The organism is Enterobacter sp. T1-1 (genome assembly GCF_000710795.1).
GTDB classification, from domain to species: Bacteria; Pseudomonadota; Gammaproteobacteria; order Enterobacterales; family Enterobacteriaceae; genus Enterobacter; species Enterobacter cloacae.
In genome coordinates, this window is sequence record NZ_JALW01000045.1 from 1 (window position 1) to 25,935 (window position 25,935).

Annotated in this window: 31 protein-coding genes and 1 pseudogene; 15 read left to right on the forward strand and 17 right to left on the reverse strand. The window is 56.3% G+C overall.

Annotated elements, in window-relative coordinates; genetic code table 11:
• Window positions 1-39: 39 nt before the first annotated feature.
• Both AK59_RS0114910 and mutY read right to left on the reverse strand, forming a co-directional pair.
• Complete coding sequence (locus tag AK59_RS0114910) at window positions 40-312, reverse strand: oxidative damage protection protein (protein WP_013098674.1); 273 nt, start codon at window positions 310-312, stop codon at window positions 40-42.
• 25 nt (window positions 313-337) lie between these two features.
• Entirely contained in the window at window positions 338-1,390 is a 1,053-nt protein-coding gene (gene mutY / locus AK59_RS0114915; RefSeq protein ID WP_168733707.1) for an A/G-specific adenine glycosylase, read from the reverse strand.
• Window positions 1,391-1,534: 144 nt separating this feature from the next.
• Here mutY and trmB point away from each other — a divergent pair, with 144 nt between their 5' ends.
• Genes trmB through AK59_RS0114930 form a run of 3 tightly spaced genes read left to right on the forward strand, consistent with a single transcriptional unit; the run spans window position 1,535 to window position 3,353 of the window.
• A complete protein-coding gene (gene trmB, locus AK59_RS0114920) occupies window positions 1,535-2,254 on the forward strand; it encodes a tRNA (guanosine(46)-N7)-methyltransferase TrmB (RefSeq protein WP_020689542.1) in 720 nt (239 codons plus the stop codon).
• Window positions 2,254-2,580 (forward strand): YggL family protein, encoded by a 327-nt coding sequence (locus tag AK59_RS0114925; RefSeq protein ID WP_003862421.1) that lies wholly within the window; start codon window positions 2,254-2,256, stop codon window positions 2,578-2,580. Before trmB ends, AK59_RS0114925 begins: the two co-directional genes overlap by 1 nt.
• A 56-nt stretch (window positions 2,581-2,636) precedes the next feature.
• Window positions 2,637-3,353: a DUF2884 domain-containing protein gene (locus tag AK59_RS0114930; RefSeq protein WP_023621456.1), complete on the forward strand. Its 717-nt coding sequence runs from the start codon at window positions 2,637-2,639 to the stop codon at window positions 3,351-3,353.
• A gap of 67 nt (window positions 3,354-3,420) precedes the next feature.
• Here the strand turns inward: AK59_RS0114930 and AK59_RS1000000124525 are convergent.
• The 6 genes and pseudogenes from AK59_RS1000000124525 to AK59_RS0114955 form a co-directional block, all read right to left on the reverse strand.
• Window positions 3,421-3,540, reverse strand: a pseudogene (locus tag AK59_RS1000000124525) (DUF559 domain-containing protein); the annotation flags it as partial.
• Between the two features lie 35 nt (window positions 3,541-3,575).
• Entirely contained in the window at window positions 3,576-4,724 is a 1,149-nt protein-coding gene (gene hemW / locus AK59_RS0114935) for a radical SAM family heme chaperone HemW (RefSeq protein ID WP_029883138.1), read from the reverse strand.
• Window positions 4,717-5,310, reverse strand: coding sequence for an XTP/dITP diphosphatase (locus tag AK59_RS0114940; protein WP_013098669.1), 594 nt, complete (start codon window positions 5,308-5,310; stop codon window positions 4,717-4,719). Before AK59_RS0114940 ends, hemW begins: the two co-directional genes overlap by 8 nt.
• A gap of 12 nt (window positions 5,311-5,322) precedes the next feature.
• On the reverse strand, window positions 5,323-5,610 hold the full coding sequence (gene yggU / locus AK59_RS0114945; protein ID WP_013098668.1) for a DUF167 family protein YggU: 288 nt from the start codon (window positions 5,608-5,610) through the stop codon (window positions 5,323-5,325).
• Window positions 5,607-6,173, reverse strand: coding sequence for a YggT family protein (locus tag AK59_RS0114950; RefSeq protein WP_013098667.1), 567 nt, complete (start codon window positions 6,171-6,173; stop codon window positions 5,607-5,609). The genes yggU and AK59_RS0114950 overlap by 4 nt, the downstream gene beginning before the upstream one ends.
• A 21-nt stretch (window positions 6,174-6,194) precedes the next feature.
• Window positions 6,195-6,896 carry a YggS family pyridoxal phosphate-dependent enzyme gene (locus AK59_RS0114955; RefSeq protein WP_023620785.1) on the reverse strand — a complete coding sequence of 234 codons (702 nt, stop codon included), beginning with the start codon at window positions 6,894-6,896 and terminating at the stop codon, window positions 6,195-6,197.
• Window positions 6,897-6,913: 17 nt separating this feature from the next.
• On the opposite strand from AK59_RS0114955, the gene AK59_RS0114960 reads away from it, so the two are divergent.
• On the forward strand, window positions 6,914-7,894 hold the full coding sequence (locus AK59_RS0114960; protein ID WP_029883139.1) for a type IV pilus twitching motility protein PilT: 981 nt from the start codon (window positions 6,914-6,916) through the stop codon (window positions 7,892-7,894).
• 10 nt (window positions 7,895-7,904) lie between these two features.
• Here the strand turns inward: AK59_RS0114960 and ruvX are convergent, their stop codons facing one another.
• The 8 genes from ruvX to metK all read right to left on the reverse strand — a co-directional run bounded on the left by ruvX (window position 7,905) and on the right by metK (window position 14,979).
• Entirely contained in the window at window positions 7,905-8,321 is a 417-nt protein-coding gene (gene ruvX, locus AK59_RS0114965) for a Holliday junction resolvase RuvX (RefSeq protein WP_006811925.1), read from the reverse strand.
• A complete protein-coding gene (locus AK59_RS0114970; protein ID WP_013098664.1) occupies window positions 8,321-8,881 on the reverse strand; it encodes a YqgE/AlgH family protein in 561 nt (186 codons plus the stop codon). The genes ruvX and AK59_RS0114970 overlap by 1 nt, the downstream gene beginning before the upstream one ends.
• Window positions 8,882-8,967: 86 nt before the next feature.
• Window positions 8,968-9,915 carry a glutathione synthase gene (gene gshB, locus AK59_RS0114975; RefSeq protein ID WP_023620782.1) on the reverse strand — a complete coding sequence of 316 codons (948 nt, stop codon included), beginning with the start codon at window positions 9,913-9,915 and terminating at the stop codon, window positions 8,968-8,970.
• Window positions 9,916-9,934: 19 nt separating this feature from the next.
• Window positions 9,935-10,666: a 16S rRNA (uracil(1498)-N(3))-methyltransferase gene (gene rsmE / locus AK59_RS0114980; protein WP_013098662.1), complete on the reverse strand. Its 732-nt coding sequence runs from the start codon at window positions 10,664-10,666 to the stop codon at window positions 9,935-9,937.
• A gap of 52 nt (window positions 10,667-10,718) precedes the next feature.
• Entirely contained in the window at window positions 10,719-11,426 is a 708-nt protein-coding gene (gene endA, locus AK59_RS0114985; RefSeq protein ID WP_029883140.1) for a deoxyribonuclease I, read from the reverse strand.
• Window positions 11,427-11,520: 94 nt separating this feature from the next.
• Window positions 11,521-12,018, reverse strand: coding sequence for a SprT family zinc-dependent metalloprotease (locus AK59_RS0114990; RefSeq protein ID WP_028027997.1), 498 nt, complete (start codon window positions 12,016-12,018; stop codon window positions 11,521-11,523).
• Window positions 12,019-12,076: 58 nt separating this feature from the next.
• Entirely contained in the window at window positions 12,077-13,474 is a 1,398-nt protein-coding gene (galP, locus tag AK59_RS0114995) for a galactose/proton symporter (RefSeq protein WP_020687062.1), read from the reverse strand.
• A 350-nt stretch (window positions 13,475-13,824) separates the two neighbouring features.
• Window positions 13,825-14,979, reverse strand: coding sequence for a methionine adenosyltransferase (gene metK / locus AK59_RS0115000; protein ID WP_013098658.1), 1,155 nt, complete (start codon window positions 14,977-14,979; stop codon window positions 13,825-13,827).
• Window positions 14,980-15,404: 425 nt separating this feature from the next.
• Between metK and AK59_RS1000000125490 the strand changes: the two genes are divergently transcribed.
• The 4 genes from AK59_RS1000000125490 to speB all read left to right on the forward strand — a co-directional run bounded on the left by AK59_RS1000000125490 (window position 15,405) and on the right by speB (window position 18,891).
• Window positions 15,405-15,548: a hypothetical protein gene (locus tag AK59_RS1000000125490; protein WP_418250466.1), complete on the forward strand. Its 144-nt coding sequence runs from the start codon at window positions 15,405-15,407 to the stop codon at window positions 15,546-15,548.
• 94 nt (window positions 15,549-15,642) lie between these two features.
• Window positions 15,643-15,774 (forward strand): acid stress response protein YqgB, encoded by a 132-nt coding sequence (yqgB, locus tag AK59_RS1000000124530; protein WP_127312443.1) that lies wholly within the window; start codon window positions 15,643-15,645, stop codon window positions 15,772-15,774.
• Between the two features lie 8 nt (window positions 15,775-15,782).
• Window positions 15,783-17,759: a biosynthetic arginine decarboxylase gene (gene speA / locus AK59_RS0115005; RefSeq protein WP_014833212.1), complete on the forward strand. Its 1,977-nt coding sequence runs from the start codon at window positions 15,783-15,785 to the stop codon at window positions 17,757-17,759.
• 211 nt (window positions 17,760-17,970) lie between these two features.
• The gene (gene speB / locus AK59_RS0115010; RefSeq protein ID WP_002434404.1) at window positions 17,971-18,891 is read left to right on the forward strand and encodes an agmatinase; all 921 of its coding nucleotides are present in this window, start codon (window positions 17,971-17,973) and stop codon (window positions 18,889-18,891) included.
• A 3-nt stretch (window positions 18,892-18,894) separates the two neighbouring features.
• Here speB and AK59_RS0115015 read toward each other — a convergent pair whose 3' ends face one another.
• Window positions 18,895-20,106 (reverse strand): MFS transporter, encoded by a 1,212-nt coding sequence (locus tag AK59_RS0115015; protein ID WP_029883141.1) that lies wholly within the window; start codon window positions 20,104-20,106, stop codon window positions 18,895-18,897.
• Window positions 20,107-20,520: 414 nt separating this feature from the next.
• On the opposite strand from AK59_RS0115015, the gene AK59_RS0115020 reads away from it, so the two are divergent.
• From AK59_RS0115020 to AK59_RS0115050, 7 genes are all read left to right on the forward strand, one after another.
• Window positions 20,521-20,844, forward strand: coding sequence for a Rieske (2Fe-2S) protein (locus AK59_RS0115020; protein WP_013098654.1), 324 nt, complete (start codon window positions 20,521-20,523; stop codon window positions 20,842-20,844).
• Window positions 20,841-21,149 carry a recombinase-like helix-turn-helix domain-containing protein gene (locus AK59_RS0115025; protein WP_020687064.1) on the forward strand — a complete coding sequence of 103 codons (309 nt, stop codon included), beginning with the start codon at window positions 20,841-20,843 and terminating at the stop codon, window positions 21,147-21,149. Before AK59_RS0115020 ends, AK59_RS0115025 begins: the two co-directional genes overlap by 4 nt.
• Before the next feature lie 10 nt (window positions 21,150-21,159).
• Window positions 21,160-22,182 carry an aromatic ring-hydroxylating oxygenase subunit alpha gene (locus tag AK59_RS0115030; RefSeq protein ID WP_013098652.1) on the forward strand — a complete coding sequence of 341 codons (1,023 nt, stop codon included), beginning with the start codon at window positions 21,160-21,162 and terminating at the stop codon, window positions 22,180-22,182.
• Window positions 22,182-22,931 carry an SDR family oxidoreductase gene (locus tag AK59_RS0115035; protein WP_029883142.1) on the forward strand — a complete coding sequence of 250 codons (750 nt, stop codon included), beginning with the start codon at window positions 22,182-22,184 and terminating at the stop codon, window positions 22,929-22,931. Before AK59_RS0115030 ends, AK59_RS0115035 begins: the two co-directional genes overlap by 1 nt.
• 12 nt (window positions 22,932-22,943) lie before the next feature.
• The gene (locus AK59_RS0115040; protein ID WP_028028063.1) at window positions 22,944-23,732 is read left to right on the forward strand and encodes an IclR family transcriptional regulator; all 789 of its coding nucleotides are present in this window, start codon (window positions 22,944-22,946) and stop codon (window positions 23,730-23,732) included.
• A 77-nt stretch (window positions 23,733-23,809) separates the two neighbouring features.
• Window positions 23,810-24,736 (forward strand): VOC family protein, encoded by a 927-nt coding sequence (locus AK59_RS0115045; protein WP_029883143.1) that lies wholly within the window; start codon window positions 23,810-23,812, stop codon window positions 24,734-24,736.
• Window positions 24,733-25,920 (forward strand): NAD(P)/FAD-dependent oxidoreductase, encoded by a 1,188-nt coding sequence (locus AK59_RS0115050; protein ID WP_029883144.1) that lies wholly within the window; start codon window positions 24,733-24,735, stop codon window positions 25,918-25,920. The genes AK59_RS0115045 and AK59_RS0115050 overlap by 4 nt, the downstream gene beginning before the upstream one ends.
• Window positions 25,921-25,935: the final 15 nt, after the last annotated feature.

Below are 25,935 nucleotides of genomic sequence, written 5' to 3' on the forward strand. Positions count from 1 at the left end.
TTGTGTTTGCTTGAACGGCGGGGTTTCCCCCGCGCGCTGTTATTTTTCCGGCGGCGTATAACCTTCGATGTGGACGTCTTTACCTTCGAACAGGAAGTTCACCATTTCCTGCTCCAGCAGCTTGCGGTGTTCCGGGTTCATCATGCTGAGTTTTTTCTCGTTAATCAGCATGGTCTGTTTTTTCTGCCACTGTCCCCAGGCTTCTTTGGAGATCTCGTTATAAATGCGCTTACCCAGTTCGCCCGGATAGAGCTGGAAGTCCTGGCCTTCAGCGTCGCGCTGCAGGAAAGTACAAAAAATGGTTCTGGCCATACTCATTCCTCTTTTTTAGCCGATGCTAAACCATTGCACCGGCACGTAATTGTTGTAACAGGCGCTCCACGGGAGCCGCCAGCCCGACTGATGGCGGTTGCGCTAAGTTATACCAGAGAGCGGTGCCTTCATCCATGCACGAGGCGAAGGAGGACACGGGAAGCCACATCGGCACAATATCCAGATGGAAATGGCTGAAAGTGTGGCGAAACGCGGTCTGCTGCGTCAGGTTATCGGCAGCAATGCCGCGCTGTTTAAGCCAGGCCCGCAGCGTGGCTTCATCTTCAAACTGTGGGAAGCAGTATAGACCACCCCAGAGGCCGCTCGGCGGGCGCTGCGCCAGAAAGACCTCGTCCCCGTGCTGCATCAACAGCATGTAACCGGTGCGCTCCGGCAGCGTCTGCTTCGGCTTTTTACCGGGATACTGCGCCCAGGAATGGTTTGCGTACGCCACGCACAGGTTATTGAGCGGGCAGAGCTCGCATTTTGGTTTCGAGCGCGTGCAGACCATCGCACCGAGATCCATCATCGCCTGGTTAAACCGCTCCACGCCCTTTGCCGGGGTCACCGCTTCGCTGATCTCCCACAGCCGCTTTTCGACCTCTTTTTTCCCCGGCCAGCCGTCAACCGCATAGCAACGTGCCAGCACGCGCTTCACGTTACCGTCAAGGATCGGGAAATGTTTGCCGAGGGACAGTGAGAGGATGGCACCCGCGGTGGAGCGTCCGACACCGGGTAAATCCGCCACCTCGTCGAAGGTTTCCGGGAATTTACCGTTGTGGCGCGTCGCGACCTGCTGTGCGGCTTTGTGCAGATTGCGCGCGCGGGCGTAATAGCCAAGCCCTGTCCACAGGTGCAGCACCTCATCTAACGGCGCGTTGGCCAGATCGGTTACCGTGGGAAAGCGCGCCATAAAACGCTCAAAGTAAGGGATCACCGTGGCAACCTGCGTTTGTTGTAACATCACTTCGGAGAGCCATACTTTGTAAGGCGTTTTTTCAATTTGCCAGGGCAGGGTTTTACGCCCGTATTTGTCGTACCAGTCCAGCACCTGGGCTGAAAATTGAGAGGCTTGCATGGTCATCGATTCGTATAATCAGGGATGCCGATTGCAGCACAGCGTCAATCTGCTGTAAACCGGATCTTTCCCATGCTTGCATAGAAGCCTTAACTTTGGATAATGCCCGTTTCCCGAACATTCTCACAAGCAGACAACTCTTTTATGAAAAACGACGTCATTTCACCGGAATTTGATGAAAACGGTCGCCCGCTGCGCCGTATTCGCAGCTTTGTCCGCCGTCAGGGTCGCCTGACAAAAGGGCAGCAACACGCGCTGGACAACTACTGGCCGGTGATGGGCGTTGAGTTCAGCGAGCAGCCGCTCGACTTTGCCGACCTGTTCGGTCGCGATGCGCCAGTGACCCTGGAGATCGGCTTTGGTATGGGCACCTCGCTGGTGACCATGGCGAAAGCCCGCCCGGAGCAGAACTTCCTCGGCATAGAAGTGCATTCTCCAGGCGTTGGCGCGTGTCTGGCCACCGCCCACGAAGAGGGGGTCGAGAACCTGCGCGTGATGTGTCACGACGCGGTAGAAGTGCTGCACAAAATGATTCCTGACAATTCTTTGAACATGGTTCAGCTCTTTTTCCCTGACCCGTGGCACAAAGCACGTCATAATAAGCGCCGTATCGTTCAGGCGCCGTTTGCCGAGCTGGTAAAAAGTAAGCTGAAACTGGGCGGTGTCTTCCATATGGCGACCGACTGGGAACCGTATGCGGAACATATGCTGGAAGTGATGTCGTCTCTGGACGGGTATAAAAACCAGTCAGAGAGCAACGACTATGTACCGCGTCCGGAATCGCGTCCGGTAACGAAATTTGAACAGCGTGGCCATCGTCTTGGTCACGGCGTATGGGACTTAATGTTCGAGAGGGTGAAATAATGGCAAAGAATCGTAGCCGTCGTCTGCGTAAAAAGATGCACATCGAAGAATTCCAGGAAGTGGGCTTCTCCGTTGCCTGGCGTTTCCCGGAAGGCACCAGCGTTGAGCAGATCGATCAGGACGTTGATGCGTTCATCAACGAGGTGATCGAGCCAAACAAGCTGGCCTTCGACGGTAGCGGCTATCTGGCGTGGGAAGGTCTTATCTGCACCCAGGAAGTGGGTAAATGCACCGAAGAACATCAGGCGCTGGTACGTAAATGGCTTGAAGACCACAAACTGGAAGATGTTCGCGTCAGCGAACTTTTCGACGTTTGGTGGGACTAATAAAGAAGTCAGGGGCCAGCATTAGCTGGCCCATTTTGTCTGAGGGAGTGTTAAAGATGCGCAAAACGTTGCTGGCTGTTGTCTTAATGGCAACCGGATTCACCGCCCATGCGGAGTATAAATGTAGCGTCACCCCGCGTGATGACGTGGTGTTAAGTCCGCAAACCGTTCAGGTTAAAGGTGAGAACGGCAATCTGGTCATCACGCCGCAGGGTGATGTCACGTTCAATGGCAAACAGTACAACCTGACCGCCGCGCAGCGCGAGCAGGCCAGAGACTACCAGGCCGATTTGCGTACCGCGCTGCCGTGGATTGACGAAGGCGCGCTGACCCGCGTTGAGAAAGGCCGCGTTGCGCTGGATAAGATCATTACCAAAGAGGTGGGTGAGAGCAGCAACATGCGCACCCGCCTGACGAAGCTCGACAAACAGCTGAAAGAGCAGATGAACCGGATTATCGAGCATCGTACCGACGGCCTGACCTTCCACTACAAAGCGATTGATCAGGTGCGTGCTGACGGCCAGCAGTTGGTGAATCAGGCCATGGGCGGTATCCTGCAGGACAGCATTAACGAGATGGGCGCCAAAGCGGTACTGAAAGGCGGCGGTAACCCGCTGCAGGGCGTACTGGGTAGCCTGGGCGGTCTGCAGACCTCGATTCAGAACGAGTGGAAGAATCAGGAAGCCGATTTCCAGCAGTTCGGTAAAGACGTGTGTAAACGCGTGGTGTCGCTGGAAGACAGCAGGAAGGCGCTGGTGGGTACGTTGAAGTAATTAACTTCACCCCTCACCCTAACCCTCTCCCCAAGGGGGCGAGGGAATGGTTTGCTCCCTCTCCCTTTCAGGGAGAGGGCCGGGGTGAGGGTAGTAGCATTTGCAGGGTTTCCCGTATTTGTTCTAATACCGCCTCTTCGTTGTCCCAGAGTTCGTTATTCCAGAATCGAATGACATGCCAGCCTTTCCCTCAGCTGGCAGAACGGGATGCAAAATCCTGAATCAGCCTTCAGATTCTTCGGCGAGGAACAGCTCAAGAAGAGAGTTTAAGAACAGTTTGCCGTGCTCGGTGATCTGCCAGTATTCCTCACATTCCGTGAGATACCCCTGTGCCAGCGCCTCGTCAATGTGTGGGCGAATCACGGTTTCCGGCAACCCGGTATAAAGGGCAAACTCTTTACGCGGCGCGGCTTCCAGCAGGCGGAAGCGGTTCATAAAGAACTCAAACGGCTTATCCACCGCCTCGACATCGTGCTGACGTTCGAGATAACGACCTTCCATATACCCGCGCGGATGGCGCGTTTTTGCGGTACGCAGGATACGCCCGTCAGGGAACGTCACTTTACCGTGCGCGCCGCAGCCAATGCCCAGATAGTCGCCAAAGCGCCAGTAGTTGAGGTTGTGCTGGCACTGGTAGCCCGGCTTCGCATAGGCCGACGTTTCGTACTGCTGATAGCCTGCGGCGGTCAACAGTTGATGGCCCTGCTCAAAGATATCCCACAGCGCATCGTCATCCGGCAGCACCGGCGGACGAGAGCCAAACAGCGTATTGGGCTCGATGGTCAGCTGATACCACGAAAGATGCGGCGGGTTCAGGGCAATCGCCTGACGTAAATCGTCCAGCGCCTCTTCCAGCGACTGATCCGGCAGGCCGTGCATCAGGTCGAGGTTAAAACTGCGCAGACCAAGCCTAGTAGCCAGCTTTGCCGCCCGCTTCGCCTCTTCCGGGCCGTGAATACGCCCCAGTCGTTTTAACTTCGGCTCGCTAAAACTCTGCACGCCGATGGAAATCCGGTTCACGCCCGCCCGCTGATACTCGACAAAACGGTCGGCCTCAACGGTACCGGGGTTGGCTTCCATCGTAATTTCAGCATCCGCTGCCAGAGTCAGGCGCGCACGCACGCCGTCCAGCAGCGTCTGCATCGCCGGGCCTGACAGCAGGCTCGGCGTACCGCCACCAATAAAAATGGTCTTCACTTCACGTCCCTGTGCGTAAGGTACATCCGCATCCAGGTCGGCCAGCAGATGCGCAACGTAATCATCGTGCGGCACTTCACCTTTCAGCGCATGCGAGTTGAAATCGCAGTACGGGCATTTCTGCACGCACCAGGGGATATGAATATAAAGACTCAGAGGCGGCAAATTAGCCATTACGCAGGGCTTCCAGTAACAGTTTCAGGGCGCGTCCTCGGTGGGAAATCGCGCTTTTCTCTTCGCGGGTCAGTTCCGCAGCGGTTTTGCCCTCAGTCGGGACAAAGAAAATCGGATCGTAGCCAAAGCCGCCGTTACCGGCTGCTTCACGGGTAATCACCCCCGGCCAGCTGCCGTGGCAGACGACAGGCGTGGGGTCTTCAGCGTGACGCATATAGACCAGCACGCAGTGGAACTGCGCGGTACGCTGTTCGTCTGGCACATCCTTCAGGGCGACAAGCAGCTTTTCCAGATTCTGCTGGTCGGTGGCGTCCACGCCTGAATAGCGGGCAGAGTAAATGCCCGGAGCACCGCCCAGAAAATCAACCGCCAGACCGGAATCATCGGCAATCGCGGGCAGGCCGGTGACCTGTGCGGCATGGCGTGCTTTCAGGATCGCGTTTTCGATAAACGTCAGGCCGGTCTCTTCGGCGGACTCCACGCCCAGCTCGGTCTGCGCCACCACATCCAGCCCAAAATCATTTAATAGCGAGGCCAGCTCGCGCACTTTACCGGCGTTGCCGGTAGCGAGAACAACTTTCTGCATCGTTTTATCCTGTTAAATCAGAGCCGCGACTTCCGTCGGGATGGATTGCGGATTAAGGATTTTTACCTGTTTATGCCGCCCAAGTTCACCCTTTTCTATGATGACCTGGCTTTTAGCAACGCGAAACTGTTTTGCCAGATATTTGGTCAGATGCGCATTTGCCTGGCCATCTACCGGTGGGGCGGTGATGGCGACTTTTAACTCGTCGCCATGCAGTCCAACAATATTGTCACGGCTGGCTTTCGGCTGAATATACAGCCGTAAAACCAGCCCATCAGCGCAGGTGCTTACTGCACTCATAGCGCCATCCACAGCCCCGGCAGCAGCATATCGCCCGTGGACTGTAACAGCTCGGCAATGCCCATATTAACGACATACAGCAGCAGAACCAGGATCATCGGGGAAAAGTCGATGCCGCCCATTGACGGGAGCAGGTTGCGGATAGGGCGCAGCAGCGGTTCCGCCAGCTGAATCAGTGCATATTCCACCGGGCTGCGGCCCTGGCTGACCCAACTCATGATGGCCATGACCAGCAGCACCCAGAAGATCAGCAGACCGATGGTTTTAATCAGGATCAGGACGGCAGCAATCCAGATGATCGGCTGGAAGGTGATGACCATAAACAGCACAATCGCTTTGATAACGCTCAGAATAAACGCTACCAGCAGAGATGCGCTGTCAATGGGGCCCATCGCCGGAATAATACGGCGCAGCGGCCCCACAACAGGTTGGGTGATTTTCACGACAAACTGCGAGAACGGGTTATAAAAATCACAGCGGGCCCACTGCATCCAGACGCGCAGCAAAAGCGCCATCGTATACAGCTCAATGACCGTTGAGAGCAGGAAAGTCAACGTCTTCATGGCGTTCCTCAGGTTTCCTAATTATTGGGTGTAGTCGCGCGCACCGAATATTGCCGTGCCGATGCGCACCATAGTGCTGCCTGCCGCGATGGCGGCTTCCATATCATCCGACATGCCCAGAGAAAGCGTGTCTACCGTTTCGTAGCGCGCTTTAAGCGCCCCAAATGCTACAGCCATTTGCTGTGCCACGGCAAACTGCCTTTCATAACTTGACTCAGGCGCCGGGATTGCCATCAAACCGCGCAGGGTTAAGCGCGGCAGCGCGGCCACTTCAGCCGCCAGCGCATCCAGCTCGCTCAGCGCAATGCCGGACTTGCTGTTTTCATCACTGATGTTTATTTGAATCAGCACGTTAAGCGCGGGCATCTCCGCCGGGCGCTGATCGTTCAGACGTGTGGCAATGCGCAGACGGTCGATGGTATGGCACCAGTCAAAGTGCTCTGCCACCAGACGGCTTTTATTCGACTGCAGTGGGCCAATAAAGTGCCATTGCAGGCCGGTATTCCCCTGCTCCTGGAAGTAGCGAATTTTATCCACGCCTTCCTGCACGTAGTTTTCACCAAATGCACGCTGGCCAGCATCAATCGCTTCTGCGATGGCGCTCGCAGGCTTGGTTTTGCTCACTGCAAGTAACGTAATTTCTTCTGAAGCACGGCCGCAACGTGTTGCTGCGGCTGAGATTTTGTCCCGGACCTGTGCCAGGTTATGCGCAATGTTGTTCATTTTCCGAGGAGTAATGTATGGATGTGGAAGAAATTGTGGCCCTTAGTGTAAAGCATAATGTCTCCGATCTACACCTGTGCAGTGATTCGCCACCGCGCTGGCGCAGAGTAGGCCGCCTTGAACCGGCTCCCTTTCCCTCTCCCGATGTGGATGCGTTACTGAAAACGTGGCTCAACGATGAGCAGCAGGGGGCATGGTGGGCAAGCGGGCAGGTGGATTTTGCCGTGACCCTTACGGGAAACCAACGTCTGCGCGCAAGTGCCTTTAAACAGATGAAGGGCAACTCCATCACGCTACGCCTGTTGCCCCGGGCCTGTCCGCAGCTCTCCGCTTTGGGTGTTCCCCGGGCTATCCCGGAACTCTTATCCCACGACAGTGGGCTGATACTGGTGACGGGGGCAACCGGCAGCGGCAAATCTACCACCCTTGCGGCAATGGTGGATTTTCTTAATCACCAGACGGATGGGCATATTCTGACGCTGGAAGATCCGGTGGAGTTTGTCTATCAGAGTGAACGTTGCCTGATTCAGCAGCGAGAGATCGGCCTGCACAGTCCCTCATTTGCCGAGGCGCTGCGCGCTGCGTTGCGTGAAGATCCGGATGTCATCCTGCTGGGAGAACTGCGCGACAGCGAAACGATCCGCCTGGCGCTGACGGCCGCTGAAACCGGGCATCTGGTGCTGGCGACGCTGCACACGCGCGGTGCCTCTCAGGCGATTGAACGGCTGGTCGATACGTTCCCGGCGCAGGAGAAAGACCCGGTGCGTAATCAGCTGGCCGGCAGCCTGCGGGCGGTGCTGGCGCAAAGACTGCTTCCCGACCTGCAGGGTGGGCGCGTCGCGCTGTATGAACTGCTGGTGAATACGCCAGCGGCAGCGAACCTTATCCGCGAAGGTAAAACGTGGCAGTTGCCCGGGATTATTCAAACCGGTCAGCAGGCGGGGATGCAGAACTTTGACCAGAGCCTGGCAGAGCGACGGGCGCAGGGGCGGTTGTAGGCCCCGGCGCTCAGTAACCCTGTTCGAAATAGCTTTCGAGGATAATGACGGCAGAAGCCGAATCGACGCTGCCTTTGTTGAGTGCGCGGAAACCCCCGTGCTCAAACAGGCCGGCACGCGCTTCGACGGTACTCAATCGTTCGTCGTGGAGTTTCACGGAAACGCCAAAGCGACCGTGGATTTTATTGGCAAACTTACGCGCGCGGGCGGTAAGCGGCTGTTCAGTGCCATCCATGTTCAGCGGCAGACCGACAATCACATCGTCTGGCTGCCACTCTTTGAGCAGACGCTCAATGAGGTTCCAGTCCGGTGTGCCGTCGTTCGCCTTAAGGGCCGTGAGCGGGCGAGCGGTGCCGGTGATACGCTGGCCGACGGCGACGCCAATGCTTTTCGTGCCAAAGTCGAAGGCCAGAAGTGTGCCGCTCATTACGCGTGCCCCGCTACGCCTGGCATGGTCAGAATATCAATGCCAATCAGTTTCGCCGCATCACGCCAGCGATCGGCGATAGGGGTTTTAAACAGGATATTCATATCCGCAGGTGCGGTGAGCCAGGCGTTATCCAGGATCTCCTGTTCAAGCTGACCCTTCTCCCAGGAGGCGTAACCCAGTGCCACCAGCACTTCGGAAGGCTGCTCTGCGGTGCCCAGCGTTTCCAGCACATCGCGGGAGGTGGTGATTACCGTGTTGTCAGAGATACGAATACTGGAAGAGAAAATGGGCGGCGTATGCAGGATAAACCCGCGATCCTCTGCAAGGGGGCCACCCAGCATCACCGGTTTATCAAGACGGATTTCCGGCAGGCGCGCTTCAGCTGTAATTTTCAGCTTTTCCAGAATCCCTTCAACCTGCAGATTTTCCAGAGGTTTGTTGATGATAATGCCCATCGCGCCGTCTTCATTGTATTCACAAATATAAACCACGGAGCGGCGGAAAATCGGGTCCTGGAGAGCAGGCATGGCAATAAGAAAGTGATGCTGTAAATTCATTGTCAGAGGTACTGTTTCCTGGTTTAAAAAGCGACAGCCCCAGTATGCGGACAAACCGGGGTGCTGTCACTAATAGTATTGGTAAGTTATTTCTGGAGACGTTTTTCGATGGCGTCCATCAGCATTCCGGTGATCGAGACCGGGAATTCCGCTTCAATTTCACGAATGCAGGTCGGGCTGGTAACGTTCACTTCGGTCAGACGATCGCCAATAATATCCAGGCCAACAAAGATCAGGCCTTTGGCTTTCAGCGTTGGGCCGACGCGGCGGGCAATTTCCCAGTCGCTTTCGGTTAACGGACGCGGTTCGCCACGGCCTCCGGCCGCCAGATTGCCACGGGTTTCGCCCCCCTGCGGGATACGTGCCAGGCAGTAAGGCACGGGTTCGCCATCCACGATCAGGACGCGTTTATCGCCATCTTTAATCGCGGGCAGATAGTTCTGTGCCATGCAGTAACGCGTACCCAGTTCGGTCAGCGTTTCGGCAATCACGCCGATATTCGGGTCGCCTTCTTTTACGCGGAAAATAGACGCACCGCCCATACCGTCCAGCGGCTTCATGATGATATCACCGTGCTTCTGCCAGAATGCCTTAAGCTGTGTTTTGCTGCGGGTCACCAGCGTTTCCGGCGTCAGATCGGAGAACCAGGCGGTATAGAGCTTCTCGTTGCAGTCGCGCAGGCTCTGCGGCTTATTGACGATAAGCGTCCCTTTTTCTTCTGCGCGCTCAAGGATATAGGTGCAGTAGATGTATTCGGTGTCGAACGGAGGATCTTTACGCATCAGGATGACGTTGAGATCGGCGAGCGCAATATCCTGCTCGCTGCCGAATTCGTACCATTTGTCGTAATTCTGCTCGACGTTAACGATGCGGGTGCGTGCGCGGGCTTCACCGTTGATCAGATAAAGATCGTTCATCTCCATATAGTGGAGCTCATAGCCGCGTCGCTGCGCTTCCAGCAGCATGGCGAAGCTGGAATCTTTCTTGATGTTAATGTTTGCGATGGGGTCCATCACGATGCCGAGCTTGATCATGTTCTTCTCCGTTAATGGGTCAACCCAGATCGCCAAACCGCACCTGTAGCGCGGTGATGGCTGTGAGTGCCGTTGTCTCAGTGCGCAGAACGCGAGGTCCCAACAGAATATCAGTAAACTGGTAACGCGCCGTCATGGCAATTTCATCTGCCGACAGGCCGCCTTCCGGGCCAATCAGCAGGCGTACACGTTCAACGGGCAGCGGCAACGTATTGATGCTGGCGCTGGCGCGCGGATGGAGATTGAGCTTGAGCCCGCTCTCCTCTTCTGCACACCAGTCTTCCAGGTCCATCGCCGGGCGGATCTCCGGAATACGGTTGCGGCCACTCTGTTCACAGGCAGCAATGGCAATTTTCTGCCACTGCTGGATCTTCTTGTTCAGACGTTCTGCGTCCAGTTTAACGCCGCAGCGCTCAGAAAAAAGTGGCGTAATGAGGCTTACACCCAGTTCAATGGATTTCTGAATGGTGAACTCCATCTTTTCCCCGCGCGACATCACCTGGCCCAGATGAATGTGCAGCGGCGATTCACGGTCATCGATTTCGCCGCGCAGCACATTGACGTGCACGCTTTTTTTATCCGCCCGCGTAATTTCCGCGTCGAAAACCTGGTTGGAGCCGTCAAACAGCTGAATCGCCTGGCCTGCCCCCATGCGCAGCACGCGGCCAACGTGGTTGGCGGCATCGTCAGACAGGGCGATTTCGCGGCCAGCGGTAATCAGTTCAGGGTGATAGATGCGAGGAATACGCATAGTCAAAAATTCCATGTGTCATGCTGTGTAAGCGAATTGCCGCTAGTGTAGGTTAGCTCTTTTGCGCCTGGCAAGCCCGCTGGACGTAAGGGTTATGATTCCCCTGGACCCTGGCGATGCGTTCGTCGCGCTGACATTCCCACTCGGTGACCGGGTATTGTTTATTCCAGGCGTTAAACAGTTGGGTTTGCTGGCGGGAAAGGTTGAGGTTGTAACGATCGCGCATATAGAAGTACGTGCGGGCAATGCTGCCGCGTGCCCGGGCGGGTGGCTCAGCGACTTTCTCTTTAAAATCAACCTTCATACTGCACTGGCCATACTGACCTTCGCCACCGTTCCACTGGCTGTACATAAAGTTGCCGCGATCGCCATTGACTTCGCCAACCGCCGGCTGCAGGTTGTGCATATCGCTTTCCATCTGACGATAGACCGGATCTTTGGCGCAGTTTTTACGTCCGCCATCCTGCCAGCACTGGCGCTGATGGCCAAACTGCCATGCCGGAACCACATGTTCCCACTCGATGCGGCTGGCGCGGTTTTCGTTTTTACGCACCTTATAGCCGCAGGATTCAAGGTCAACGATCCCTTTTTTACCCTGCCAGTTAATTTTGCAGCCACAGTAGAAATCGCCCGGCACGTCGGCGTTGACCTTCACGCCTGCCGCTTTGGCCTGGGAAAAACTATTGATACCGTCGGCCAGAGCCTGGCCGGAGAGGGCCGTTGTCAAAAAGGCAACCGCGAGAGAGAAATTACGGGACATCTTACACTCCGTGTCAAAACGAGCCCGCAACGTAGCGAAAGTTGTTCCGGTATGCAATCAGCCAGATCAGGAAAGTTCCTGAAAGTTCAGTTGGTTATTCTGCGACCAGTGGCTCGCCGCACTTCACGCAGCGGTAGGTTGCCTCGCCGCGTACCACACGATTATGGCGACGAACGGTGAGCTGATGCTGCTGGCACTGGCAGCGGTAGGGGAAGGTATTACGGCGTACCGATTCCAGTTCAAACTGATGAGTACGGCGTGCCGGAACGCCGAGTACCGCCTCCATCATCCATTTCCACTCTTTGCCGTGCGGAGCTACGCGGCCGAAGTGTTTCCATACCAGAAGGTGTGCCAGTTCGTGCGGTACCACCTCCTCGATAAACGCCTGCTGGTTTTCCATCATCAGAACCGGGTTCAGGCGGATCTCATAGGATTCCAGCCAGGCGGTACCCGCCGCGGTTCCTCGCTGGTGGTAGACGAGTTTCGGCTCCGGATAATTACGGCCGAGCTTCAGGTTGGCCTGGGCGAGTTTTTCCCGCAGGCTGCGCATAACGGCTTGCTGAATGGCGATGGGGAGACGGGGTGCTTTCATAGGGGCAGAGCATAAAGCGCGAAGCGGGGAGGCGCAAGAGGCGCCTCCCGCAAGAGGATTAGTCGTGTGCGCCAATTTCGCGCAGCGGACGACCTTTCATCAGGTTACGTTCAATGTGTTCCAGTGAAACGTGTTTGGTTTCAGGAACCAGCCAGACGGTGAGAACAATAAAGAACAGGTTCAGACCGGCGTAGACCCAGAAGGTGTTCGCATTGCCCAGCGTGTTGAGCATGGTGAGGAACGTGGCACCGACGATCATGTTGGCAATCCAGTTGGTCGCGGTAGAGCAGGTGATACCGAAATCACGCCCTTTCAGCGGCTGGATTTCAGAGCACAGCACCCAAATCAGCGGACCGGCACTCATTGCAAACCCGACGATAAACATCAGCAGCATACCTACCGCCAGGTACTGCGCGGTTGGAGAGTGAATGCCCATATGCATCATGGTACCGAGAATCCCCATACCGGCGGCCATCACCAGGAAGCCCAGAGTCAGCGTTGGCTTACGTCCCCAGCGGTCGACCAGACCGATGGCGATGAAGGTCGCCAGCACGTTGGTCAGCCCCACGATCACGGTGCCCCACATCTGCTCGGTGGTATTGGTATAACCTGCCAGTTCAAAGATTTTTGGCGCGTAATACATGATGACGTTCATCCCGGTGAACTGTTGCATTACCTGTAACAACACGCCAAGGAACACCGCGCGGCGGAAGTTGCTGTTCTCTTTGAACAGCGCCCAGCCAGACTGTTTCACCTTCAGGCTTTCGCGGATCTCTTCCAGCTCATTCTTCGCCTCTGCGCTGGTATCTCGCAGGCGTAAGAGTACCCGTTCAGCATCGTGGAAGCGGCGTTTGGCGGCAAACCAGCGCGGGCTGTCCGGCAGGAAGAAGACGCCAATCAGCAGCAGAACGGCTGGAATGATGATCACGCCCAGCATCCAGCGCCATGCGCCGCTGTAGCTGAACGCGGTATCGGACAGGTAAGCGCCCAAAATACCGATGGTGATCATCAGCTGGTACATCGAAATCATACTGCCGCGGATTTTCTCCGGCGCGATTTCTGACAGGTAAAGCGGCGCGGTATAAGACGCCACGCCCACGGCCAGCCCCAACAGCACGCGGGAAAGAATAAGCACTTCAACGTTAGGGGCGGCGGCAGAGAAGAGGGAACCGGCGACGAAGAGGATCGCGCCAATCATCAGGCTCTTTTTACGTCCCAGTTTGAAAGAGAGCCAGCCGCTGCCGACGGCACCAACGGCCGCGCCAAACATCATGGAGCTGACCACCCATTCCTGGGTATGTGCGTTAATCTGGAATTCGTCTGCGATGAAGGGAAGAGCGCCGGCAATCACGCCGATATCCAGGCCAAAGAGTAATCCTGCCAGGGCGGCAAGGAAGCAGACGAAGAAAGTCATCGCCTTGTTGGACGTACGCCCCTGTTTATTATTGTCAGGCATTATGCCCTCCAGTTGGGTTATCAGTTTTATCGATGTTAAGGGTAGGTGAGCGACCCGTAAAAATATGTGAGACAAATCACAATGGTGTAATCGGTTACACTAAGCTGCAACCGTAAAAATAATTAAAGCTTTGAAAATATAGAGGTAAATTAATTGATGTGCATCGCGTTTGTTTGAATTTCAGACTTAACTGAAAGGAAATGTAACAGCAGAAGTAAGGCGATCATGCAAAGAGAATATTCTGAAAGCGGGGTATAGAAAGTGAGGTGTAAGCGGTTCCAAACATTGCCGCCACCCGACATAAAAAAGGCCAGCACAAAGGCTGGCCTGTTTAAGCAGCGGGTAGTCGATTACTTCAGACCGGCAGCTTCACGCAGCAGAGCGGCTTTGTCGGTTTTTTCCCATGGGAAATGTTCGCGACCAAAGTGACCGTATGCAGCGGTTTCTTTGTAGATTGGGTGCAGCAGATCCAGCATCTGAATCAGGCCGTATGGACGCAGGTCGAAGAACTCGCGCACCAGCAGGGTCAGCTGTTCTGAAGGCACTTTTTCAGTACCGAAGGTTTCAACCATGATGGAGGTTGGCTCTGCCACGCCGATGGCGTAGGAAACCTGGATCTCACAGCGGTCAGCCAGGCCTGCAGCAACGATGTTTTTCGCCACATAGCGTGCAGCGTAAGCAGCAGAACGGTCCACTTTTGATGGATCTTTACCGGAGAATGCACCGCCACCGTGACGCGCCATGCCGCCGTAGGTATCAACGATGATTTTACGACCGGTCAGACCGCAGTCACCCATCGGGCCGCCAATCACAAAGCGTCCGGTTGGGTTGATGAAGTATTTGGTTGCGCTGCTCAGCCATTCGGTTGGCAGAACAGGCTTGATGATCTCTTCCATCACTGCTTCCTGCAGGGATTTCTGATCGATATCTTCGGCATGCTGGGTAGACAAAACTACCGCGTCAATGCCGACGATTTTGCCGTCGTCGTACTGGAAGGTCACCTGGCTTTTTGCATCCGGGCGCAGCCATGGCAGGGTGCCGTTTTTACGCACTTCAGCCTGGCGCTGCACCAGACGGTGCGCGTAAGTCACCGGTGCTGGCATCAGCACGTCGGTTTCGTTGGTTGCATAGCCGAACATCAGGCCCTGGTCGCCCGCGCCCTGTTCCAGCGGATCGGCACGGTCAACGCCCTGGTTGATGTCTGGAGACTGTTTACCAATTGCGCTCAGAACCGCGCAGGAATTGGCATCAAAGCCCATATCAGAATGTACATAACCGATCTCACGTACCGTGTTACGGGTGATCTCTTCGATATCAACCCATGCGCTGGTGGTGATCTCACCGCCAACCAGAACCATGCCGGTTTTGACATAGGTTTCACACGCTACGCGCGCTTTCGGATCCTGAGTCAGGATCGCATCCAGCACCGCATCGGAGATTTGGTCAGCAATTTTATCAGGATGTCCTTCTGATACGGACTCGGACGTAAACAGGTGTTTTGCCATGTTTTATTTCACCTAAGAGGAATTTGGTTAGCTCAAGCTGCTGTGTGGAATAGCCAAAGGAGATAATTCTACCAAGGCCGCAGGTTTTTTGACACTGGCAGTATGAGTGTTAATCAGTATAGATGGATTAACATCTGGATGGCTATTTTAGGTCACTTCTTCGCCCGATTTCCAGTTTTTTTTGACAACGCTCTCACTGAGTTGAATTCATTACTGGAAATTTTTCCTGACGCTCCTGGCAACCCGCGTATTTATCTTTTGCTTTTTACCCCTGTTCTCGGTATAAAACGCGGCGCGCGGCTCATACCAAAAAAGCGCTCGATGAACTCATCGTGTCGCCACTTCCAGCCGGGTTAAGCAGTGAACTTTTAGCTTTGGCTTGTGGTCCGTTTCAGCAGAGGCGGCCGTGGAGGTGATACGAGATAATGAACCATCGTTTTCCGCTAATTCAGCGCAGCCGTTCTGGCGCGCATTTGATTCCCGCAACCCGCATTTCTAGTCTGCAAACCTGCCGATGTTATACCCATCTCGGCGCTTCTCAGGATTCCAGAGCCGGTCACGCTTTGTGAAAACTGAACAAGGGCGCTCTTGTTAATACAAGAGTTTTCTCGTGGTTTCGCCGAACCTTGTCATACAGAGTTCGGATACGTGTTTTACAATGATATGAATAAGAAACCGGTCGCACGGTCTGGATTTCAGCATACTCTGCTGGGAAACGGAGCCGTTTATGGGTTGTTATCGCCGTATAACGCTGCGATAGTAGTCAACTGTTTTACACTTAATACAAAGAGTTGAGGTTCGCTATGTCTGACGACATGTCTTCTTTTTCGCCTTCGTCAGCGGGCGAACAGGGTGTACTACGTTCCATGCAGGAGGTTGCGATGAGCTCCCAGGAAGCCAGCAAGATGCTGCGCACTTACAATATTGCCTGGTGGGGCAATAACTACTACGACGTTAACGAGCTGGGCCACATCAGCGTCTGCCCGGACCCGGACGTCCCTGAAGCGCGCGTGGATCTCGCCAAACTGGTGAAAGCACGTGAGGCGCAGGGCCAGCGTTTGCCTGCACTGTTCTGCTTCCCGCAGATCCTGCAACACCGTCTGCGTTCTATTAACGCCGCGTTCAAGCGTGCGCGTGAATCTTACGGTTACAAAGGCGACTACTTCCTGGTTTACCCCATCAAGGTGAACCAGCACCGCCGCGTCATTGAATCCCTGATCCACTCCGGCGAACCGCTGGGCCTGGAAGCGGGTTCAAAAGCAGAGCTGATGGCCGTACTGGCGCATGCGGGCATGACCCGTTCAGTGATCGTCTGTAACGGCTATAAAGACCGTGAATACATTCGTCTGGCGCTGATTGGCGAGAAGATGGGCCATAAGGTCTATCTGGTTATCGAGAAGATGACAGAAATCGCTATCGTGCTGGAAGAAGCCGAGCGCCTGAACGTGGTGCCACGTCTTGGCGTGCGTGCGCGTCTGGCCTCGCAGGGTTCCGGTAAATGGCAGTCCTCCGGCGGCGAAAAATCTAAATTCGGTCTGGCGGCAAACCAGGTACTGCAACTGGTGGAAATTCTGCGCGAGCGCGGTCGTCTGGACAGCATTCAGCTGCTGCACTTCCACCTCGGTTCGCAGATGGCCAACATTCGTGATATCGCTACCGGCGTGCGTGAGTCAGCGCGTTTCTACGTTGAGCTGCACAAGCTCGGCGTCAATATTCAGTGCTTTGACGTGGGTGGCGGCCTGGGCGTGGACTATGAAGGTACCCGCTCGCAGTCCGACTGCTCCGTGAACTACGGCCTGAACGAATACGCGAACAACATTATTTGGGCGATTGGCGATGCCTGTGAAGAGCACGGCCTGCCGCACCCGACGGTGATCACCGAGTCTGGCCGCGCGGTGACCGCGCACCATACGGTGCTGGTCTCGAACATCATCGGCGTTGAGCGCAGCGAAATCACCGAAGCGACGCCTCCGCAAGACGATGCCCCACGTTCGCTGCAAAGCATGTGGGAAACCTGGCAGGAGATGCACGAGCCGGGCACGCGCCGTTCACTGCGCGAATGGCTGCACGACAGCCAGATGGACTTGCATGATATTCACGTCGGCTACTCTTCAGGCACCTTTAGCCTGCAGGAGCGCGCGTGGGCCGAGCAGCTTTATCTGAACATGTGCCATGAAGTGCAGAAACAGCTGGACCCGAGCAACCGTGCGCACCGTCCGATTATCGACGAATTGCAGGAACGTATGGCGGACAAGATTTACGTCAACTTCTCGCTGTTCCAGTCGATGCCGGATGCCTGGGGTATCGATCAGCTGTTCCCGGTTCTGCCGCTGGAAGGGCTGAATCACGCCCCGGAACGTCGTGCGGTGCTGCTGGACATCACCTGTGACTCCGACGGTGCCATCGACCACTATGTTGACGGCGACGGTATCGCAACGACCATGCCAATGCCGGAATACGACCCGGAGAACCCGCCAATGCTGGGCTTCTTTATGGTCGGCGCGTATCAGGAGATCCTTGGCAACATGCATAACCTGTTCGGTGATACCGAAGCGGTTGACGTGTTTGTCTTCCCTGACGGCAGCGTGGAAGTGGAGCTGTCTGACGAAGGTGACACCGTGGCGGACATGCTGGAATACGTGCAGCTGGATCCGAAAACCCTGCTGACGCAATTCCGCGATCAGGTGAAAAACACCGGTCTGGATGACGCGCTGCAGCAGCAGTTCCTGGAAGAGTTTGAAGCGGGTCTGTACGGGTACACCTACCTGGAAGACGAGTAAGGCAAACCTCCCTCTCCCCGTGGGAGAGGGTTAGGGTGAGGGGCAAAGGCCGCACAATGCCCTATACTCACTTGAACCCGTATGAATTAACGGCGATAATTCGCCCCAATAAGCGATTTACGAATCAATCCCTTCCTCGTCGGGTTTAACGACGCGGAGGGGATTTTTTTTCATCTGTTTTTAACGCATCGACTTTAAAAGAGGTCAGGACATGAGCACTTTAGGTCATCAGTACGACAACTCTCTGGTATCTAACGCGTTTGGTTTTTTACGCCTTCCGATGAACTTCCAGCCGTACGACAGCGATGCTGACTGGGTGATCACCGGCGTGCCGTTTGATATGGCCACATCAGGCCGTGCGGGCGGTCGTCACGGCCCGGCGGCGATCCGTCAGGTTTCCACCAACCTGGCCTGGGAGCATAACCGCTTCCCGTGGAACTTCGACATGCGCGAACGCCTGAACGTGGTGGACTGCGGTGACCTGGTGTACGCCTTCGGTGACGCGCGTGAAATGAGCGAAAAGTTGCAGGCCCACGCCGAGAAACTGCTGGCTGCCGGTAAACGCATGCTCTCCTTCGGTGGCGACCACTTCGTGACCCTGCCGCTGCTGCGCGCCCACGCGAAACACTTCGGTAAAATGGCGCTGGTGCACTTCGATGCGCACACCGACACCTACGCGAACGGCTGCGAGTTCGACCACGGTACCATGTTCTACACCGCACCGAACGAAGGTCTGATCGATCCTAACCACTCCGTGCAGATCGGTATCCGTACCGAGTTTGACAAAGACAACGGCTTCACCGTGCTGGACGCCTGTCAGGTGAACGATCGCGGTGTGGATGACATCATCGCGCAGGTTAAGCAGATCGTCGGTGATATGCCGGTGTACCTGACCTTCGACATCGACTGTCTGGATCCGGCGTTTGCCCCGGGTACCGGTACGCCGGTGATCGGCGGGCTGACCTCAGACCGCGCCATCAAACTGGTGCGCGGCCTGAAGGATCTGAACATTGTCGGGATGGACGTGGTGGAAGTGGCGCCTGCCTATGACCAGTCCGAGATCACCGCGCTGGCCGCGGCGACCCTGGCACTGGAAATGCTCTATATCCAGGCTGCGAAAAAAGGCGAATAAGCCTTACGCGCTGATTGCTGCTGCGCGACGCATGCGCAGCAGCAACATTCCCCCCGCCAGCAGGGTGATAATCTGCGAAACCACCAGCACGGAAAAGCCAGAGCTGACCGACCCCACCGATCTCATCACCATCCCCATCAGCAGTGGAATAAAGGCGGCACAAATATTGCCGATCCCATTAATGATGCCGTACGCGCTTCCCACCGCCTCCCGCGCGGCGTGATGTTGGATCACCGCCGGAATGGCCGCGCCCTGAAGTCCCCAGAAGACGTTAGCCGACAGCATAAACAGCGCCAGCCAGGCAGGCTGATGGCTGAGCATCAGCGCGATCACGGATAACGCCGTCAGCGCCCCGCCCGCGACAAACAGCAGCGGTGCCTGTTCCGGCCGCATTTTATCGAGCAGTACCCCGCCAAGGAATTTTGAGCCCAGGCTCAACAGAAAGGGGATGGCAGCGAGCATGCCCGTGGCGTGCAGCGAGAAGTGATGTTCGTCGCGTAGCCACGCCGGGAGCCAGGCGCTGCTCCCCCAGAGATAGCTCAGCGTGGCGATTTCAACCAGCAGGATCCAGCCCAACAGCGGGGTTTGCCACGCAAGCATCACTGTCTCTGCGAGCCCCCGTTTGTGCATTTTTACTGTACCGCGCGGTGCCGGCAGGAAACGCCAGACCAGGCCGCCACCGAGCACCAGGTTGATTGCCGCCAGCGCATAAAACGATCCGGCCCAGCCCAGATGGGCCATCAGCCAGGTCACCAGCGGAAAGCCCACGGCCAAACCGAGTGAGACGCCCAGTGCGGTCACGGCGTTGGGTTTGCCAACCTCTTCCGCACGAAAGTTATCGCTGATAAAGCGAGTTTTGAGTGAAAAGAGCGGTCCCTCAGCGATCCCCAGAATCACACGGGCGATGAGCATTCCCATTAGCGATCCGAGTAAGGGAGAAATGGCGCAGACCAGAGCCCAAATCGCAATGCTGCTTAATAATCCATGTCGATAATGCAGTTTGCTTTCGATAACCGGTGTTAATAATAAAGCCGATAATCCATAACCCAGCAGAAAGCAGGTCATTAACATTCCCTGTAACATTCTGTTTTCATTTAACTGAAAATGTTCGGCAAATTCCGGGTTTAAAATCATCACCGAGATATTTACCCGGTCAATGTAGGAAATAATAATGAGAAATAACAGTGCAATTGTGCCTTGCCATCTTGCCGTCATATTGCCCGCCTTATGCGTTCTCGCATTTATATTTTTATCAATGTGATTGTCACGGGTGTAAAATGGTTCACCAGTGAAACTTGTTGTTTTTAAAGATGTATTTTTAAATGTGTTTCATGGGTGAAACACGGTGTTTTTTCAGTTGTTTATTTTTAAGGAAGAAAAATAAAAGAAGTCAATATTTTTTATTTGCGCTTTGAGTTCATCACTAAAACGTATTCATTCACGCCTTAATAATGAAAATTTCATATCGCTGCATTTTTTCGTGATCCCTTGCACACTTAGCTTATTAATTGTCGATTGATTAACAAATTCGTCACATTGATGCTTGACGAAACATTCATCGCTTTTATATTGACCGTATTAAATAAGAAACAGAGTTTCATATATGAAACAAAAGCCTGGAGGATCGTGATGAGCTGGATAGGCGTATGTGACGCAGAACAAGTACAGGAAGATTTCCCTTTTAGCGGCAACGTTGAAGGTAAAGAGATCGGCGTTTATTTAATCGACGGCGAATATTACGCGCTGGAAGACGTATGCCCGCACGCCTATGCGCTGCTGAGTCAGGGCTTTGTCGAGGACGGCAAAGTGGAATGCCCGCTGCACGAGGCGGTGTTCGACGTCAAAACCGGCCAGTGCCTGCACGGCCCCGGCGGCCGAAACCTCAACCGCTACCCGGTTCGGGTATTTGAAAACCAAATCCAGATTACTTTTGTCGAGGAGACCGTGGCATGAGCGACATCCTGAACTTCAACCCGGCGCTGCCCGAAAGCCGCCAGTTTACGCCCCCGGCAGAGGGCGGGAACGGCGCCATTCATAAACCGGGTGAGTATCAGAACCTGATCTGGCAGACCCGCAGCCGGGTGCCGGAAAACTGGGAAATGAGCCTTATCGCCACGCTGGAAGATCTCTTTGAGCAGGGCGTTGAAACCTTGCCGGAGCTGGTCAACGGGCTGAATGCGGTGCGCATGCATGACCAGCAGGGCGAGCCGTGGAGCGACGCCAGCTTCCAGGCATTCTTACAGGTTAACGGCTACTGAGGACGACGCGATGACAACTACCGTACAAAACTATCTCGATAAAGGTCTGCGTGGCCTCTGGTATCCGGTGCTGGCGAGCTGGGAAGTGCAGTCTGCGCCCGTGGGCATTACTCGTCTGGGCGAACAGATTGTGGTCTGGCGCAATAAAGATGGTCAGGTGCAGGCGCTGGAAGACCGCTGTCCGCACCGCGGTGCGCGTCTGTCGATGGGCTGGAACCTCGGTGACCGCATCGCCTGCTGGTATCACGGCGTGGAAGTGGCGGGAAACGGTGAAGTGAAAGACGTGCCCGCCGTGGACAAATGTCCGCTGGTCGGCCAGCAGTGCGTGCGCAGTTATCAGGTGCAGGAGGCGCACGGTGCCATCTTCCTGTGGTTTGGCGTCACCGCCGATCAGCAGCCGGACGAGCTGACCTTCCCGGATGAACTCGCCGACACGGAACATTTCAGTAACTTCCTCTGCACCGCAGCCTGGAAATGTAACTACCAGTACGCGCTGGAAAACGTGATGGATCCGATGCACGGTACGTATCTTCACTCCTCCTCGCACTCGATGGCGGAAGGGGATCGCAAGGCCGACATGGTTCTGCAGCCGACAAAGACCGGCTTTATCTTCGAGAAAAAAGGGCAGAGCGGCGTCAACTTCGACTGGGTGGAGCTGGGCAATAGTGGCACCTGCTGGATGCGACTCTCCATTCCCTATAAGAAGCGTTTCGGACCGGGTGGCCACTTCTTCATCGTTGGCATGGTGGTGCCGGAAGATAACGACAACTGCCGCGTCTTCTTCTGGCGTATCCGCCGCGTACAGGGCTGGCAGCGCGATATGTGGCGCTTCATGTACCGCAACCGTCTGGAAAAACTGCACTGGGAGGTACTGGAGCAGGACCGCGTGGTGCTGGAAAGCCTGGCGCCAAACGCCCGCGACCACGAATACCTGTACCAGCATGATGTCGGCCTCTCGCGCCTGCGCCGCATGATGCAAAAGGCCGCTAAAGAGCAACTGGCGATGCGTGAAGCGCAGCAGGGAGCGGCCTGATGAATGCGCTGCTGAGCGGAAAACGCATTGTGGTGACCGGCGCCGCGCGCGGGCTGGGCTATCACTTCGCCAGCGCCTGCGCGGAGCAGGGTGCCGCGGTGGTGATGTGCGACATTCTTGAAGGCGAGCTGGCCGAAAGCGCACACGCTCTGCGGGCACAGGGTTATACGATCGAATCGCACGTTATCGATCTCGCCGATCCGGCCTCCATTGAGCAGGTATTCAATGCGATTGGCGAGCAGGGGCAGATTGACGGGCTGGTAAATAACGCGGCGATGGCGACCGGCGTGGGCGGCAAAAACATGCTCGATTACGACCCGGATCTGTGGGACCGGGTAATGCGCGTCAACGTCAAAGGCACCTGGCTGGTGACGCGCGCCGCCGTGCCGCTGCTGCGCGATGGCGCAGGGATCGTGAACGTGGCGTCCGACACAGCACTTTGGGGTGCGCCGCGCCTGATGGCCTACGTCGCCAGCAAAGGGGCCGTGATTGCCATGACCCGCTCAATGGCGCGCGAGCTTGGTGAAAAGCGTATTCGAATCAACGCCATCGCGCCGGGGCTGACTCGCGTCGAGGCAACGGAATATGTTCCCGCCGAACGACACCAACTCTACGAAAACGGCCGGGCGTTAACGGGGGCACAGCAGCCGGAAGATGTCACCGGCAGCGTGGTCTGGCTGTTAAGCGATCTGTCGCGGTTTATCACCGGGCAGCTGATCCCGGTCAACGGCGGTTTTGTCTTTAACTAAGGTAGGGCGATGATGGCAAACGATCAGGAAGTGAAGTATCTGGTACCGGGGCTGGAGCGTGGCCTGCAGCTGCTGTTAGCCTTTGGCGAGCAGCATCGCGAACTGACCTTTGCCGAGCTGCACCGGCTGGTGGATATGCCGAAGGCCACCGCCTACCGCGTGGTGCAGACCCTGGAGTATATGGGCTTTCTGGAGCGCAACACCCGTACCAATACCTTCTCGCTCGGCATGAACGTGCTGCGTCTGGGCTTTGAGTACATCGCCTCGCTGGATGTGGCGCAGGTGGGTCAGCCGGTGATTGAACAGCTGCGCGACGTAAGCCAGTGCAGCAGCCATCTGGCGATCCGCGATGGGCGCGACATCATCTACATCGCCCGCGTCAGCGCCGCCGGGTCACGCATCAACCAGGTCAGCATTGGTACCCGTTTGCCGGTGCACTGCACCTCGCTTGGCCGCATGCTGTTGACCGATATTTCCCGCGCCGATTTCGAACAGCTGTTCCCGCAGGAGCGCCTGCCGGGCAACACGCCGGGTCAGCTTCACGATCGTGAAGCCCTGTGGCAGATGGTGCAGCAGGATAAAGCCCGCGGATACGTGATCGGTGAATCCTTCTTCCGCCACGGTATCTCCTCCATCGTTTATCCGGTGTTTGACCGAAGCCATCGCGTGGCGGCGGTAGTGAGCATTCTGGTGCCGTCGGAAGAGATCCCACAAGCCGACCGCGAGCGACTGCAAAACGAGGTTCGTCTGGCGGCGGACAAAATTTCTGGCTTCTTAGGGTATTTATCACAGGCCAGTTAAATCAATGAGTTAACGTCAGGCGCTTTGTTGCGTCGGGCATGTTTACGCCCAATTTGGGCCAGATGAGGCAACGAACGATGAGTGTAACCGGAATTGAAAAGCTGGAATTTGGCGTTGAAGACCTGACGCACTGTGCCAAATTTATGCGTGATTTTGGCCTGACGGGCGATGCCAGCGGCCAGCGTTTTACCACCCTGAGCGGCGCGCGCGTGGAACTAAACCCGATCGACAGCCCCGACCTGCCCCCGGCGTTTGAAGCGGGCAACACCCTGCGCCGCATGACGTGGGCGGTTGCCGCACAGTCCGATCTGGATGCGCTGCGTCCGAAGCTTGCGCAGCAGCCCGGCTTTCGCGAAGTGGGTGACGCCCTGGAGTGTCTTGACCCGAACGGCATGACGCTGCGTGTGCAGGTCAGCCAGCAGACTGAGGTGGAACTGAATGTTGAGCCGATCAACCAGTGGGGCGACGCTCGCCGTATCGACACCCCCAGCCCGGTTTACGATCGCGCCCAGCCCATTAACGTGGGGCACGTGGTGTTCTTCGTGGAGGAGCTAGCGGCGGTGGAGACATTTTACCGCGAGGTGCTCGGCTTCCAGGTCTCTGACCGCTACATCAACCGCGCCGTGTTTCTGCGCTGCGGCGTGCGCGGGGGTCATCACAACCTGTTCCTGCTGCAGCTGCCGAACCGCAAGCGCGGCCTGAACCACGTGGCCTTTACCGTGCGCGATATTCACGAAGTGATCGGCGGCGGGATTGCGATGAACAAAAACGCCTGGAGCACGTTTATCGGACCCGGCCGCCATCCGGTGTCGTCAGCCTACTTCTGGTACGTCAACAGCCCGACCGGCGGGGCGTTCGAGTATTACACCAATGACGACTACCTGACGGAAAACTGGCAGCCGCGCGAGCTGGAGCATTCGCTGGTCTCCTTTACCGAGTGGGCGGTGGAAGGCGGGATCGATCACGACACGCGCCGCCAGCAGAAAAAACCGGAGGTGGTATGACGTCGCGCATTGTCATTATTGGTGGCGGTCAGGCGGGAGGCTGGGCGGCGAAAACCCTGCGCGACGAGGGCTTTGACGGTGAGATCTGCGTGGTGGCGGAAGAGGCGTGGGATTTCTATGAACGTCCACCGCTGTCGAAAGCGGCTCTGCTGGAGACGGACGCGACGCTTCCGCGACTCTTTACTGAAGAGGCTCAGCAGGCGCTGAATCTGACCTGGTACCGTCCGCTGCGCGCGGAGCAGATTGACCGCAATGCGAAAACGGTGCGTTTGAGCAACGGCGAACATCTTAGTTACAACATACTTTTAATTGCCACCGGAGGGCGGGCGCGCTTGCCGGGCGAGGCATGGGCTGCGCATCCGCAGGTCTACACCCTCCGCCACTGGCAGGACGCGCAGCGCCTGAAACGTCGGCTTGCGGAAAGTCAAAAGCTGGCGATTGTGGGCGGCGGCTGGATAGGCCTGGAGATTGCCGCTTCTGCGCGCAAAAGCGGCGTCGCGGTCACCCTGTTCGAGCAGCAGCCTGCGCTGTGCATGCGCTCGGTGAGCGGCGAGGTATCGCAGCGCTTAGAGACCATTCACCGTGAGCAGGACGTGGAGATCCGAACCGGCTGCGGCGCGCTGGAGCTGGAGGACGATAACGGCCTGCCGGTCATTCACTGTGATGGCAAACGTGAAACCTTTGATGCGGTGGTGGTAGGGATCGGCGTCGATCTCAATCTGGAACTGGCGCGTGACGCGGGGCTGCAAACCGAACGCGGGATCGTGGTGGATGCGCAGGGCCGCACGTCGGATCCGTCCATCTTCGCTGCCGGGGATGTGGCACAGCATCATCATTACGGCCTTTGTATTCAGTCCTGGGCCTTCGCCCAGAATCAGGCAGTGGCGGCGGCAAAAGCGATGCTTAACCCCGATGCGGCAGGCTATGACGACGCGCCGTGGCTATGGTCGGATCAATACCAGCACAACATTCAGATCCTCGGCATTCCGCAGCCGGGCAGCCGCACCATAGTGCGTGAAGACGCGCTGTACTTCTCGCTGGACGAAAACGGGCGCCTGACGCAACTGGTGGCATTCAACGATGCGCGCACCGTCAAGCTGGCGAAGCGCTGGATGGCGGCCGGGCGGGATTTATCAGACGTGCCGCTCGCCGACCCAACTTTTTCACTGATGTCATTGCGATAGTTAACCCGCACCCGT

Bases quoted from the DNA above. Each gene is read 5' to 3' on its own strand.
- endA (WP_029883140.1), bottom strand. From the start codon at position 11,426: ATGTCCCGTAATTTCTCTCTCGCGGTTGCCTTTTTGACAACGGCCCTC.
- AK59_RS0114930 (WP_023621456.1), top strand. From the start codon at position 2,637: ATGCGCAAAACGTTGCTGGCTGTTGTCTTAATGGCAACCGGATTCACC.
- yqgB (WP_127312443.1), top strand. From the start codon at position 15,643: ATGAATAAGAAACCGGTCGCACGGTCTGGATTTCAGCATACTCTGCTG.
- yggU (WP_013098668.1), bottom strand. From the start codon at position 5,610: ATGAGTGCAGTAAGCACCTGCGCTGATGGGCTGGTTTTACGGCTGTAT.
- AK59_RS0115050 (WP_029883144.1), top strand. From the start codon at position 24,733: ATGACGTCGCGCATTGTCATTATTGGTGGCGGTCAGGCGGGAGGCTGG.
- AK59_RS0115015 (WP_029883141.1), bottom strand. From the start codon at position 20,106: ATGACGGCAAGATGGCAAGGCACAATTGCACTGTTATTTCTCATTATT.
- AK59_RS0114950 (WP_013098667.1), bottom strand. From the start codon at position 6,173: ATGAAGACGTTGACTTTCCTGCTCTCAACGGTCATTGAGCTGTATACG.
- rsmE (WP_013098662.1), bottom strand. From the start codon at position 10,666: ATGCGTATTCCTCGCATCTATCACCCTGAACTGATTACCGCTGGCCGC.
- trmB (WP_020689542.1), top strand. From the start codon at position 1,535: ATGAAAAACGACGTCATTTCACCGGAATTTGATGAAAACGGTCGCCCG.
- speB (WP_002434404.1), top strand. From the start codon at position 17,971: ATGAGCACTTTAGGTCATCAGTACGACAACTCTCTGGTATCTAACGCG.
- AK59_RS0115040 (WP_028028063.1), top strand. From the start codon at position 22,944: ATGGCAAACGATCAGGAAGTGAAGTATCTGGTACCGGGGCTGGAGCGT.
- AK59_RS0115035 (WP_029883142.1), top strand. From the start codon at position 22,182: ATGAATGCGCTGCTGAGCGGAAAACGCATTGTGGTGACCGGCGCCGCG.
- AK59_RS0114970 (WP_013098664.1), bottom strand. From the start codon at position 8,881: ATGAATTTACAGCATCACTTTCTTATTGCCATGCCTGCTCTCCAGGAC.
- AK59_RS0115045 (WP_029883143.1), top strand. From the start codon at position 23,810: ATGAGTGTAACCGGAATTGAAAAGCTGGAATTTGGCGTTGAAGACCTG.
- AK59_RS0114910 (WP_013098674.1), bottom strand. From the start codon at position 312: ATGGCCAGAACCATTTTTTGTACTTTCCTGCAGCGCGACGCTGAAGGC.
- ruvX (WP_006811925.1), bottom strand. From the start codon at position 8,321: ATGAGCGGCACACTTCTGGCCTTCGACTTTGGCACGAAAAGCATTGGC.
- metK (WP_013098658.1), bottom strand. From the start codon at position 14,979: ATGGCAAAACACCTGTTTACGTCCGAGTCCGTATCAGAAGGACATCCT.
- AK59_RS0114990 (WP_028027997.1), bottom strand. From the start codon at position 12,018: ATGAAAGCACCCCGTCTCCCCATCGCCATTCAGCAAGCCGTTATGCGC.
- AK59_RS0114925 (WP_003862421.1), top strand. From the start codon at position 2,254: ATGGCAAAGAATCGTAGCCGTCGTCTGCGTAAAAAGATGCACATCGAA.
- AK59_RS0115025 (WP_020687064.1), top strand. From the start codon at position 20,841: ATGAGCGACATCCTGAACTTCAACCCGGCGCTGCCCGAAAGCCGCCAG.
- mutY (WP_168733707.1), bottom strand. From the start codon at position 1,390: ATGCAAGCCTCTCAATTTTCAGCCCAGGTGCTGGACTGGTACGACAAA.
- AK59_RS0115030 (WP_013098652.1), top strand. From the start codon at position 21,160: ATGACAACTACCGTACAAAACTATCTCGATAAAGGTCTGCGTGGCCTC.
- galP (WP_020687062.1), bottom strand. From the start codon at position 13,474: ATGCCTGACAATAATAAACAGGGGCGTACGTCCAACAAGGCGATGACT.
- AK59_RS0115020 (WP_013098654.1), top strand. From the start codon at position 20,521: ATGAGCTGGATAGGCGTATGTGACGCAGAACAAGTACAGGAAGATTTC.
- AK59_RS0114940 (WP_013098669.1), bottom strand. From the start codon at position 5,310: ATGCAGAAAGTTGTTCTCGCTACCGGCAACGCCGGTAAAGTGCGCGAG.
- AK59_RS0114955 (WP_023620785.1), bottom strand. From the start codon at position 6,896: ATGAACAACATTGCGCATAACCTGGCACAGGTCCGGGACAAAATCTCA.
- speA (WP_014833212.1), top strand. From the start codon at position 15,783: ATGTCTGACGACATGTCTTCTTTTTCGCCTTCGTCAGCGGGCGAACAG.
- hemW (WP_029883138.1), bottom strand. From the start codon at position 4,724: ATGGCTAATTTGCCGCCTCTGAGTCTTTATATTCATATCCCCTGGTGC.
- AK59_RS0114960 (WP_029883139.1), top strand. From the start codon at position 6,914: ATGGATGTGGAAGAAATTGTGGCCCTTAGTGTAAAGCATAATGTCTCC.
- AK59_RS1000000125490 (WP_418250466.1), top strand. From the start codon at position 15,405: ATGAACCATCGTTTTCCGCTAATTCAGCGCAGCCGTTCTGGCGCGCAT.
- gshB (WP_023620782.1), bottom strand. From the start codon at position 9,915: ATGATCAAGCTCGGCATCGTGATGGACCCCATCGCAAACATTAACATC.